Origin of the sequence: Acinetobacter sp. YH12097, assembly GCF_013419225.1 — a bacterium.
In the GTDB taxonomy this organism is placed as follows: Bacteria; Pseudomonadota; Gammaproteobacteria; order Pseudomonadales; family Moraxellaceae; genus Acinetobacter; species Acinetobacter amyesii.
In genome coordinates this window covers 1-12,079 of record NZ_VPAN01000030.1, presented here as the reverse complement: position 1 = coordinate 12,079, position 12,079 = coordinate 1, and the positions used below count along the sequence as shown (strand labels likewise).

Below are 12,079 nucleotides of genomic sequence, written 5' to 3'. Positions count from 1 at the left end.
AGGTATAAAAAAAGGTGATAAGTTAAACAATAAAACCTTTAAAATCTCTTAATTAGATAAACATCTATGTAAATATTGAGAGTTGTTAACAAAAAAATAAATAAATTATACAAATGTGAGAGTATTATATGAACTATTAACACAATTGGTATATAGGTCTCCAAATGAAAATAGCTGTGAGTAAACTTGGATCTTTATATCTTAGCCTCGGCATAATGCTTGCGGGTTCAGCAACCCAAGCGGCAACTACTGCAGATGCTTTCAGTTCTGAAAGCCCATGGATGTTCGGTGATTGGAACGGTCAACGAACAGCTCTCCAACAGAAAGGTTACGATTTTAGTTTTAGTTATGGTGGCGAATTAGCCACTTTGTTAGATGCAAAGCATGCTTCTGGTCATGGCACTGAATATGCGGACCAATTCGCGATCGGGGCACATCTCGATTTAGAAAAAATTGCGGGTTGGAAAGATACCGAAGCGCAAATCAATATCACTGAACGTAATGGTCGTTCATTGTCTCAAACTTCAGATGCATTAAATGGTCATTTAAGTGCAACACAAGAAGTGTGGGGTCGTGGTCAAACTTGGCGTTTGACTGATTTTTGGATCAAGAAAAAATTCTTAGACCAAAAATTAGATATTAAAGTCGGTCGTTTTGGTGAAGGTGAAGATTTCAACAGCTTTGACTGTGACTTTCAAAACTTAGCACTTTGTGGTTCACAAGTGGGTAACTGGGTCGGTGACCAATGGTACAACTGGCCAGTCAGCCAATGGGCTGCTCGCGTGAAATATAACATTCAGCCTGAACTCTATGCACAAGTCGGGGTTTATGAATACAACCCTGAAAATCTAAAACGTGGTAAAGGTTGGAACTTGAGTACCGATGGTTCAAAAGGTGCGATTATTCCTGCTGAAGTAGTGTGGACTCCAAAAGTGGGGACACAAAAGCTTCCGGGTGAATACCGTGCAGGTTACTACTACAGTACCGCTGATGCCGATGTCATTGATAGCCCAATAAATGAAAAAGATCACCATCAAGGTGGTTGGATTGTGGCGAAACAACAACTGACAGCGCACAAAGACGATGCTTCACGTGGCTTAAGCGGTTTTGTGAATGTCACCGTGCATGACTCAGACACCAATAATGTGAGTGATATGCAAAACATTGGCTTGGTCTACAAAGGTGCATTCGATGCACGTCCTCAGGATGAAATTGCGATTGGTTTAGGTCGTATCAGCATTAATGATGATGTGAATGATGCCAATATTGCCAATAACAGCGTTGATGCACGCGGTCTACAAAGTGAAGAGTATGACGCAGAGATTTACTACGGTATTCATGCAGCAAACTGGCTGACTATTCGTCCAAATATTCAATATATCCGTCACGTCGGTGCTTACAAAAATGGTGAGAATGCGTGGGTCGGCGGTATCAAATTTCAAACAGCATTTTAATTGATGTCAAATTAGAGTTCTTATAAAAGCAATTCGGTAATTCTGAGAAAAATTACGATATTTCCCCTTGAATTGTTTTTGTAACAACTTCTCTTTGCGACATAAAAACGGTGGTGTGTTGAATGTGTTTCACGCACCAAATACAACATTCGACAATAGAGGTGGTCAACATGAGCAACCCATCTACCGGAACTGGGATGCGAACATTTACCGTCGTTGTGATGGCAATTTTCGCCTTAGTTCTATTGATTGGTGGTATCTGGCTGGCAGTCCTTGGCGGTTCTTGGTACTACATTATCGCCGGCCTGTTAATGCTGGCTTCAGCAATATACTTAAGAAAAATTCAAAACAGTTCTTTATACATTTATGCAGCGTTGATGCTGGGTACAGTGATTTGGGGACTATGGGAGGCAGGTTCTGACTTTTGGGCACTTGCACCGCGTTTTGATATTTTAGGCTTATTGGGCCTTTGGTTACTGATTCCTGCCGTGACACGCGGTATGGAAAATGGCAAAACTGCGAAAATTACATTATCAGGCACACTGGTGATTGCGATTATCGTGATGATCTATTCAATTTTTAATGATCCGCAAGAAATTCACGGTGAAATTAAAAATGCACAACCTCAAACAGCCAAAGCGATTGAGGGTATTGCTCCTGAAGATTGGCCTGCCTATGGTCGTACACAAGGTGGTGTACGTTATTCTCCACTCACCCAAATCAATAGCGACAACGTTAAAGATTTAGAAGTAGCATGGACTTTCCGTACGGGTGAGTTACCAACAGAAAATGACTCAGGTGAAACCACAAACCAAGTCACTCCGATTAAAGTCGGCAATGACATGTTTATGTGTACAACTCACCAACGTTTAATTGCACTTGATCCTGCGACAGGTAAACAAAAATGGGCATTCGATCCTAAACTTAAAGCGGACAATACCTATCAACATTTAACATGTCGTGGTGTGTCTTATTTTGACGCTGCAAATACCACTCAGTTTGCAAAAAGCTTAGAGAACAAACGCTCGACTTCAACTGAATGTCCGCGCAAAGTGATCTTGCCTGTAAATGATGGTCGTTTGGTTGCAGTCAATGCTGACACAGGTAAAGCATGTAGTGATTTTGGTCATAACGGCGAAGTCGATCTACAAAAAGATATGCCTTATCCGTATCCGGGTGGTTATATCCCAACTTCACCTCCAGTGGTTACTGGCACAACCATTGTGATTGGCGGTTCAACAACTGATAACTTCTCGACTAAAGAGCCATCTGGTGTCATCCGTGGTTATGATGTCAATACCGGTGAATTATTGTGGATCTTTGATACAGGGGCGGAAGATCCAAATGCCATGCCAGGCGAAGGTCAAAAATACTCTGTAGCCTCACCGAATGCATGGGCACCTTTAGCATATGACGAAAAACTTGACATCGTTTATGTGCCAACAGGTGTAGGCACACCAGACATTTTTGGTGGTCACCGTACGCCATTAGATGAACGCTATGCAAACTCAATGTTGGCATTAAATGCATCAACAGGTAAATTAATTTGGAATTTCCAAACCACGCATCATGATTTGTGGGATATGGATGTACCATCACAACCTTCATTGGCAGATATCAAAGATAAATCAGGTAATACTGTTCCTGCGATCTATGTCTTAACCAAAACAGGTAATGCATTCGTCCTTGACCGTCGTACCGGTAAAGCGATTGTGCCAATCACCGAAAAAGCAGTTCCACAAACTGTAAAACGTGGTCCACAAACTAAAGGTGAGCATTATTCTGCAACTCAACCGTTCTCTGATTTTGATTTAGCACCAAAAGATAAATTGACTGATAAACAAATGTGGGGTGCCACTATGTTTGACCAGTTGATGTGTCGTGTGTATTTCAAATCATTAAACTACGACGGTATTTATACACCACCTTCTGAAAATGGCACATTGGTATTCCCAGGTAACCTTGGGGTATTTGAATGGGGTGGTATGTCGGTGAACCAAGACCGTCAAGTCGCTGTGATGAACCCAATTGGCTTGCCATTTGTGACTAAGTTGATTCCTACAGATCCAAACCGTGAGCAAACTGCGAAAGGTGCGGGTACTGAACAAGGTGTTCAACCAATGTATGGCGTGCCTTATGGTGTGGAAATCAAAGCTTTCTTGTCACCACTTGGCTTACCTTGTAAACAACCTTCATGGGGCTTTACTGCAGGTGTAGATTTAAATACACATGAAGTGGTCTGGAAAAAACGTATTGGTACAATTCGTGATAGTTTACCGAAATTGTTCCAATTACCTGCTGTGAAAATTGGTGTACCAGGTCTTGGTGGATCAATCTCGACTGCTGGTAATGTCATGTTTGTAGGCGCAACACAAGATAACTATATCCGTGCAATCAATGTAACGAATGGTGATACTTTGTGGGAAGGTCGTCTACCCGCAGGTGGTCAAGCGACTCCAATGACTTATGAAGCAAATGGTAAACAATATGTTGTGATCATGGCTGGTGGTCATGGTTCATTTGGTACAAAACTTGGTGATTACCTTGTTGCGTATGCATTACCAGATAAAAAATAAGTGATTTTACATCGCTAAATAAAAAGCCCGATTTATCGGGCTTTTTATTGGCTGAAATTCTTTATGTAAATTTATGCTAAGTAATGGAGAAATAATTCAATATATTAATAAATAAAAAGTAAATGACCGGAATCCGCTATATCAGTGAAATTGCGACAGTCTTATCAATAAAATCGCTATTAAATATGTAAAAAACGCATTTTCTTGATAGATAAAATCTCGTTATGCTGTGCATTGTTATAATAGAAATTACTAGCTGTACGCCATGTATTTATATACTGATTTTGACCAGCAACTGGTTAATGAACGTGTTGCACAGTTCCGTGATCAAACGGAACGTTATTTAGCAGGTAAATTGACGGAAGATGAATACCGTCCACTGCGTCTTCAAAACGGCCTTTATGTACAACGTTATGCACCGATGCTACGTATTGCAGTACCTTATGGCCTGATGAATTCTAAACAATTACGTAAAATTGCGTCATTGGCTCAGGACTATGACCGTGGTTATGCGCACGTATCTACTCGTCAAAACATTCAGTTTAACTGGCCTGCACTAGAAAATGTGCCTGATATGTTACAAGAGCTCGCATCTGTTCAAATGCATGCGATTCAAACTTCGGGTAACTGTATTCGTAACACCACAACTGACCAATATGCAGGTGTGGTTGCAGGTGAAATTGCTGACCCACGCCCAACGTGTGAATTGATTCGTCAATGGTCAACTTTCCACCCAGAATTCGCTTTCTTGCCACGTAAGTTCAAAATTGCAGTTTCAGCACTGGAAGAAACTGATCGTGCGGCAACGTCTTTCCATGATATCGGTGTGTATATCGTGAAAAATGAAGCAGGCGAGATTGGCTATAAAATCAAAGTGGGTGGTGGTTTAGGCCGTACTCCAGTGATTGGTAGCTTTATTCGTGACTTCTTGCCACGTGAAGATTTGATTGCTTATTTAGAAGCGGTACTTCGTGTATACAACTTACACGGTCGTCGTGATAACAAATATAAAGCGCGTATCAAAATTTTGGTGAAAGCATTAACACCAGAAGTATTTGCAGAGAAAGTGGAAGCTGAATTTGCACATACCATCCAAACATTAAAAATTGATGCTGATACCTTGGCGAAAATGGATGAGAACTTCACACCATTTGATTACCAAGATTATGCGGATGAAGACTTCGCAGAGCAATTTGCCGCAGAGCCGAAATTTAAACAATGGTTCAACATCAATACCAATGCACATAAAGTCAAAGGTTATCGCATCGTTACGATTTCTTTGAAACGTGCGGGTATTGCACCGGGCGATATGACCGTTGAAGAAATGAACCTAATTGCTGACTTGGCTGATAAATATACCTTTGGTGAGTTCCGTACCACACATGAGCAAAATATTGCGCTTGTAGATGTACCGCAAAAAGATTTGTTTGATCTATGGAAGATCCTTGATCAACACAATCTTGCACGTGCGCATATCGGTTTCTTAACCGACATCATTTGCTGCCCTGGTGGTGATTTCTGTTCATTGGCGAACGCGAAATCGATTCCAATTTCTGAAGCCATTACACGTCGTTTTGATGACTTAGACACTATTTACAATTTGGGTAAATTGGATCTGAACATCTCTGGCTGTATGAATGCGTGTGGTCACCACCATGTCGGTAACATCGGTATTTTAGGTGTAGACAAAAAGGGTGCTGAGTTCTATCAAATCACTTTGGGTGGTAATGCCGACCATGATGCATCAATTGGTGACATCTTAGGCCCATCATTTGCAGCTGAAGTTGTACCTGACATCATCGAAGAGATCTTAAATACTTATCTAGACCTGCGTGCTGAAGGCGAAGAGTTTATTGATACTTACCGTCGTGTTGGCATCCAACCATTTAAGGAGCGTGCATATGCTTAATACAGCACTACAAGTCCTCTCTAAAGATGGCTCGATTGCAGACAATACTTACCAAGTGATTGGTGAAGATGGTGTGTTGCCACAAGGTGACGTAGTTTTAACGGTTGAGCAGTTAGATCAACTTGCGAATGTGTCAGGTAAAAAAGCACTTTTTGTAACGGTGGATGCTTCACCTGAAACCAATGAATTCCCGCTTGATCAGTTGGATGCAATCTTTATCGAGTTTGCCGGCTTTAACGATGGTCGAGGTTACTCATTTGCTGCATTGTTACGTCGCCAAGGTTTCCAAGGCGAACTACGTGCGACAGGTGATGTATTCAAAGACGTGTTGAACTACATGAAGCGTTCAGGTTTCGATACTTTTGTGGTGAAAGAAGGTAAAGATATTGCTGAAGCTGCTGCTGGCTTAGGTGATTTCACCAATCCATACCAAGCTTCAACTGCTGTGCCGCAAGCGCATTATCAAACAGGTGCTTAAGTGCCGTAATTGATAAAAAAAGCCTCCGTTTGGAGGCTTTTTTATTGATCGAAATACTTTTAATGAGTGATTATTCGTTTTCAAGCTGGCAATTGACCATCCATTTAATACCGAACTGATCGGTAAATGCGCCATAGAGTGCCCCCCAAAAGGTCTTTTCGAGAGGCATTTCTATAGAGCCACCTTTGGACAATGCATCAAACAGTCGTTTGGCTTCAGCTTGTTCACTGCTTTCTAAATTAATCGAAATATAGTGATTGCTGCCCACGGTAAAGGGTTGGTTGGTTTGTGCACAGAATTGTTCGCTGACATCTGAGGCCATCAGCACGGTAAATTCGTTGATCGGCAGTGAAATATGCATAATCTTTTGCTGATCTGCATCGGATAATGAAATGCCTTCCTCAGTAGGCATATCACCATAACGCATCACATTGAGGAATTCTCCACCAAGTACAGAGCGATAAAAATTAAAGGCTGCTTCGGTATTGCCTTGAAAATTCAAGTAGTGATTGAGCTGCATAATGGTCATCCATTTTTTATTATGTCGACATTTATTTTAAGAGCCTTTGCTGACCTGTATGTGAACAATTTATGTCTAAAATGTAAGCATAAAAAATCCCTCTTACAGAGGGATTTTTCAGTCTCCCTCCTTTATTAAAGGAGGGGTTAGGGGAGGATTAAAGAATATTCCCTCTAAATCGCCCTTTGCGAAGGGAGTCTACAGAGCATTAAAGCAATTCAATCGCCACAGCAGTCGCTTCACCGCCACCAATACACAGTGCTGCAATACCGCGTTTACCACCTGTGCGTTTTAATGCATGGATCAGCGTTAATATAATGCGTGAACCTGTAGAACCAACTGGATGTCCAAGCGCACAAGCACCACCATTGATATTTACTTTTTCAGCATCTAATTTAAATTCATCAATAGGGCACATCGTGACCATGGCAAAAGCTTCATTAATTTCCCATAAATCGACATCAGCAACATTCCAACCCGATTTATCTAGAACTTTTTGAATTGCGCCTACAGGTGCAATGGTAAACTCGGATGGATGTTGTGAATTTGATGCATAAGCCACAATTTTCGCTAGTGGATTTAAGCCCTTTGCTGATGCTTGTTCTGCTGATGTTAATACTAAAGCAGACGCACCATCAGAAATAGAACTGGCATTGGCAGCGGTAATTGTTCCATCTTTAGCAAAAGCAGGGCGCAGTGTTGGAATTTTTTCGATATTGGCGTTAAAAGGCTGTTCATCTTTATCGATAATCACATCGCCTTTACGACTCGAAACAGTGACAGGCACGATTTCGTCAGCAAAATAACCCTCAGTAATTGCAGTTTGAGCACGTTTAAGCGAGCGAATGGCGAAGTCATCCATTTGTTCACGTGTATAGCCTTTTGTATTTGCCATATCTTGCGCAAAAGAACCCATGAGTCGGCCCGTTTCTGCATCTTCTAAACCATCTAAGAACATATGATCTTTAACGTCACCGTGGCCCATACGGTAGCCAGCTCGTGCTTTGGTCAAAACATAAGGGGCATTGGTCATTGACTCCATACCACCTGCAACCACGACTTGAGCCGAACCTGCCTTGATCATATCTGCCGCTTGCATAACAGCTTTCATACCTGAACCACACAGCTTGTTGATGGTTACGGCACCAGTTGAATCTGGAAGACCGGCTTTACGCATCGCTTGACGGGCAGGACCTTGTTTCAGGCCAGCCGGAAGCACACAACCCATAATGACTTCTTCAACATCTGTCGGTTGTAAACCCGCGCGTTCGATGGCTGCTTTAATCGTAACTGCGCCTAATTCAGGTGCAGTGACAGCGGCTAAACTCCCTTGAAAACCACCCATTGCTGTACGGGCACCATTCACGATGACGATATCAGTCATTACATGTCTCCATTTTCTTATACATTAATTTTTGAATACGTCAGCAGTATAAGTAAAATTGAACAGGAATAAAGCAAATTTAAAAGGCTGCTTTGGACTCACCGGTTCTCAAATTAGCAAGTGGCTGGGTTTTCAAATCGTAAATGTCCCATTCGACTTAAGACTGCTCGGATCGGTTGAAGCGTTGATTTCGAACAGTAGTAGAAACTACCATTTGAACCATTGGGTAAACCGGAGCTAGCCTGAAAGGTTAGGCTCGGAATGTGTAAAGTCCCACGCCAAGAGAGATCGCCATATTTTAAATTGAGTTTGTCTTGTCGTAATATTTTTTCATTTGCATCGACTTGACGGTTTTTATTACTGTCAATAAATATGATCAGTCCACTGTTCCAGTTGTTAGGTTGGCAAAGTTTAAAGTCAAGACTAGGACAAATCACAATATTGGAATGATAAATTGTGGCCTGAGCCCGTGCGAATGCATTGTGATTTTGAATAGTCGATTTGATGTTATTCGCTTCTCGCTGCGCCATTAAATTGTTGAAATGTGGTAAAGCTATCGTCACGATAATGACCATAATCGCGATTGAGACCAAAAGTTCAAATAGAGTAAAGCCGGTTTCTTTATTGTAAGGCATTGATTTAATCCAAAATTTAATATTATTTTTATATGTCTAATGTTATATGTGTTTTTAATGGCGATATTAATTTTGAGTATAGAATTTTATTACTCAATTTTAGATAAAGCTGTTAAAATGAAAATAGCAAGTGACAATAGGCGATTCACTGCTCAAAATTGAGTAAAAATTTACCGAATTACAACGGAAATTGTAAGTAATTTTGTCAATAATTTACTTGATTAGATTAATCAAGCACTTGGAAAAAGAATAAAGTGTTTGTATGATTCAGCGTAAATAGCTTAAAAAAAAACTGGGGTATTAAGAAAGCCTATCTCAGGATAGCCAATTTTTCGGCTTGAGCTTGAACAACAATTGTTATCTCTGGAGGATAAATCCATGAAAATGAGTCGTATTGCATTAGCAATGCTCGTAGCTGCTCCTTTAGCAGCTGCAAACGCAGGCGTAACTGTTACTCCATTAATGCTTGGTTACACTTTCCAAGATTCTCAACACAACAACAGCCGTGGCAACCTTACTGAAGGTCCAGAGCTACAAGACGACTTGTTTGTTGGTGCAGCACTTGGTGTTGAATTAACTCCATGGTTAGGTTTCGAAGCTGAATATAACCAAGTTAAAGGTGATGTAGACGTTGATCACGGCGAATACAAACAAACTCAAATCAACGGTAACTTCTATGCTACTTCTGATTTGATTACTAAAAACTATGACAGCAAAGTTAAGCCATATGTATTGTTAGGTGCTGGTCACTACAAATACAAATTTGACGAAGCTGCTGCTCGTGGTTTAGGTGCTGACCGTGGTACTACTGAAGAAGGTACTTTGGGTAATGCTGGTCTAGGTGCTTTCTGGCGCTTAAACGATGCTTTATCTCTACGTACTGAAGCTCGTGCTACTTACAACATTGATGAAGATTTCTGGAACTACACAGCTTTAGCTGGTCTTAACGTAGTTCTTGGTGGTCACTTGAAACCTGCTGCTCCTGTAGTTGAAGTTGCTCCTGTAACTCCAGTTGCTCCAGTTGCTCCAGCTCCTCAAGAGTTGACTGAAGATCTTAACATGGAACTTCGTGTGTTCTTTGATACAAACAAATCAAACATCAAAGATCAATACAAACCTGAAATTGCTAAAGTTGCTGAAAAATTAGGTGAATACCCTAATGCTACAGCGAACATCGAAGGTCACACAGATAACACTGGTCCACGTGCTCTAAACGAACGTTTATCACTAGCTCGTGCTAACTCTGTTAAATCTTCACTTGTTAACGAATACAACGTTGACCCAGCTCGTTTATCTACTCAAGGTTTCGCGTGGGATCAACCGATCGCTGACAACAACACTAAAGAAGGCCGTGCTATGAACCGTCGCGTATTCGCTACGATTTCTGGTAGCCGTACTGTAGTGGCTCAACCTGGTCAAGCTCAATAATTTGAGTTTAACTTCGGTTAGAAAAAAGCGGCTCTTTTGAGTCGCTTTTTTTTATGTCAAAAAATTAAAAAAGAGACTTAAATTTGGCTAAAAGGCACTAACCAAAATGCCTTATTAACTTTTGAATAATCGTAGGATGTAAATGGATACATCTATTCAAAGGCAATAAAGCATGTAAAAATTCAAATTATTTGTATGTTAATTAATCATTTGTTTGCCTAAGAGCTTTAATTGAACATACACAGATTGTATTTATTTTTTTATAAAATCAATAATAAACAATTATTTACATTTGTCTTAACTACAATTTATAAAAAATGAATATTTATATTTTTCATTAAAAAAATATAATTATCGGGATTCATGATGCAGTTAAGAATTATTCTAAATATAATAATGATTCTTATTCAAACAAATTAAGCGTTCAACAATGATCAATTTTCCAAAAACTCATTTAGTCCGTGCGATTTCAATCGCGATCTTAGGGGTGGGCACATCTGCAGTAGTAAATGCAGCAGAGCGAACCGTGCTTGAAACAATTGAAGTTGAAGTGCCAGCCGAAAAGCAGCTTGCAAATGGAAAATTGAAAGCGCAGACAGACCTTGGTGCACTGGGAAATAAAAAAATTGTTGATACGCCTTTTAGCGTTGCTGCATATAGTGAAAAGTTAATTGAAGAACAGCAGGCTAGGACAGTTGGTGAAGTTTTAAAAAATGATGCGAGTATTCGTATGACCACGAATCAGGGGCATTTATATGAAAATTTCCAAATTCGTGGATTTGGTGTGCATGGTGATGAAATTGCTTTAGATGGTTTATACGGAATGGCACCGGTCAGTCGTGTACCCACAGAAACCTTAGAGGCTGTAATGGTATTGAAGGGGCCAAATGCCTTGGTCGCTGGGATGGCACCTAATGGAGGGGTTGGTGGTGTGATTAATATTACGCCCAAACGTGCACATGATGATTTAACTAGACTGACTTCTACTCTAGAAGATGAAGGTTATTACCAAAATCATCTCGATGTTTCACGCCGTTTCGGTGAGCTGAAAAAATTTGGTGTTCGCACGAATTTAGTCTATGGCCAAGGTGAACGTAATATTGATAGAGAGGAAGATACTAAAGCACTGGGTTCAATTGGTGCAGACTATACTACAGATCAATTACAAGTAAATTTTGATGCCTATGCAATACATGAAGATCGTGAAAATGGTTCACCTGCCATGGTTTCGTTTGCAAAGATTAAAAAAGTGATTGCGGCACCGGAAGGTGGATTAAATTATTTTAATGATTCAGATACTCAAATAGATAGTAAGTTTGTTGGTTTAAAAGCGAAATATGCACTAACACCGAATGCAAATATCTTTGCTGGTGCCGGTTATGCAGATAAAAAATATAAAGGCTTTGTATTTGGCACACGTATGGTTCTGAATAATGAACAAGGTGATGCGACTACACAGACTTATGGTCAATACGCGCACTTTAAAAATACATCCGCAAATATTGGCGGTGATTATAAATTTAATACGGGTATTGTTTCACACAAATTAGGACTTCGAGCAGATTATCTTAGGGTGTGTTGACATTTACAGCCGATAAATTGAGCTAAAGAGGCAACCATATAAATATACAAGCTAAAGCAACAGCGCTTTGATAGTTACGTTTTAGCTTATCGTATCTTGTGGCAATTCCTCTA

The 12,079-nt window shown here is 40.4% G+C and carries 9 protein-coding genes and 1 pseudogene; 6 read left to right on the top strand and 4 right to left on the bottom strand.

Going from position 1 to position 12,079, the window contains the following annotated elements; genetic code table 11:
• The first annotated feature begins 215 nt into the window (after positions 1-215).
• The 4 genes from FTU37_RS12095 (at position 216) to FTU37_RS12080 (ending at position 6,417) form a co-directional block, all read left to right on the top strand.
• Complete coding sequence (locus FTU37_RS12095; RefSeq protein ID WP_257221519.1) at positions 216-1,454, top strand: carbohydrate porin; 1,239 nt, start codon at positions 216-218, stop codon at positions 1,452-1,454.
• A 170-nt stretch (positions 1,455-1,624) separates the two neighbouring features.
• The gene (locus FTU37_RS12090) at positions 1,625-4,030 is read left to right on the top strand and encodes a glucose/quinate/shikimate family membrane-bound PQQ-dependent dehydrogenase (protein WP_180085419.1); all 2,406 of its coding nucleotides are present in this window, start codon (positions 1,625-1,627) and stop codon (positions 4,028-4,030) included.
• 265 nt (positions 4,031-4,295) lie between these two features.
• Positions 4,296-5,939, top strand: a complete 1,644-nt coding sequence (locus FTU37_RS12085) for a nitrite/sulfite reductase (RefSeq protein WP_180124401.1) — start codon at positions 4,296-4,298, stop codon at positions 5,937-5,939.
• The gene (locus tag FTU37_RS12080) at positions 5,932-6,417 is read left to right on the top strand and encodes a DUF934 domain-containing protein (protein ID WP_168379542.1); all 486 of its coding nucleotides are present in this window, start codon (positions 5,932-5,934) and stop codon (positions 6,415-6,417) included. The genes FTU37_RS12085 and FTU37_RS12080 overlap by 8 nt, the downstream gene beginning before the upstream one ends.
• 70 nt (positions 6,418-6,487) lie before the next feature.
• Here FTU37_RS12080 and FTU37_RS12075 read toward each other — a convergent pair whose 3' ends face one another.
• The 3 genes from FTU37_RS12075 to FTU37_RS12065 form a co-directional block, all read right to left on the bottom strand.
• Positions 6,488-6,937, bottom strand: coding sequence for a VOC family protein (locus tag FTU37_RS12075; RefSeq protein WP_180124400.1), 450 nt, complete (start codon positions 6,935-6,937; stop codon positions 6,488-6,490).
• Positions 6,938-7,145: 208 nt separating this feature from the next.
• Positions 7,146-8,321, bottom strand: coding sequence for a thiolase family protein (locus tag FTU37_RS12070; protein WP_180026710.1), 1,176 nt, complete (start codon positions 8,319-8,321; stop codon positions 7,146-7,148).
• A gap of 113 nt (positions 8,322-8,434) precedes the next feature.
• Complete coding sequence (locus FTU37_RS12065) at positions 8,435-8,956, bottom strand: GspH/FimT family pseudopilin (protein ID WP_180124399.1); 522 nt, start codon at positions 8,954-8,956, stop codon at positions 8,435-8,437.
• A gap of 378 nt (positions 8,957-9,334) precedes the next feature.
• On the opposite strand from FTU37_RS12065, the gene omp38 reads away from it, so the two are divergent.
• Both omp38 and FTU37_RS12055 read left to right on the top strand, forming a co-directional pair.
• Positions 9,335-10,384 (top strand): outer membrane protein Omp38, encoded by a 1,050-nt coding sequence (omp38, locus tag FTU37_RS12060; protein ID WP_168379538.1) that lies wholly within the window; start codon positions 9,335-9,337, stop codon positions 10,382-10,384.
• Between the two features lie 430 nt (positions 10,385-10,814).
• Positions 10,815-11,966, top strand: coding sequence for a TonB-dependent siderophore receptor (locus tag FTU37_RS12055; RefSeq protein WP_180124398.1), 1,152 nt, complete (start codon positions 10,815-10,817; stop codon positions 11,964-11,966).
• A 22-nt stretch (positions 11,967-11,988) separates the two neighbouring features.
• Here FTU37_RS12055 and FTU37_RS12050 read toward each other — a convergent pair.
• Positions 11,989-12,079: pseudogene (locus FTU37_RS12050) on the bottom strand (IS5/IS1182 family transposase); the annotation flags it as partial.

Bases quoted from the DNA above. Each gene is read 5' to 3' on its own strand.
- FTU37_RS12095 (WP_257221519.1), top strand. From the start codon at position 216: ATGCTTGCGGGTTCAGCAACCCAAGCGGCAACTACTGCAGATGCTTTC.
- FTU37_RS12090 (WP_180085419.1), top strand. From the start codon at position 1,625: ATGAGCAACCCATCTACCGGAACTGGGATGCGAACATTTACCGTCGTT.
- FTU37_RS12085 (WP_180124401.1), top strand. From the start codon at position 4,296: ATGTATTTATATACTGATTTTGACCAGCAACTGGTTAATGAACGTGTT.
- FTU37_RS12080 (WP_168379542.1), top strand. From the start codon at position 5,932: ATGCTTAATACAGCACTACAAGTCCTCTCTAAAGATGGCTCGATTGCA.
- FTU37_RS12075 (WP_180124400.1), bottom strand. From the start codon at position 6,937: ATGCAGCTCAATCACTACTTGAATTTTCAAGGCAATACCGAAGCAGCC.
- FTU37_RS12070 (WP_180026710.1), bottom strand. From the start codon at position 8,321: ATGACTGATATCGTCATCGTGAATGGTGCCCGTACAGCAATGGGTGGT.
- FTU37_RS12065 (WP_180124399.1), bottom strand. From the start codon at position 8,956: ATGCCTTACAATAAAGAAACCGGCTTTACTCTATTTGAACTTTTGGTC.
- omp38 (WP_168379538.1), top strand. From the start codon at position 9,335: ATGAAAATGAGTCGTATTGCATTAGCAATGCTCGTAGCTGCTCCTTTA.
- FTU37_RS12055 (WP_180124398.1), top strand. From the start codon at position 10,815: ATGATCAATTTTCCAAAAACTCATTTAGTCCGTGCGATTTCAATCGCG.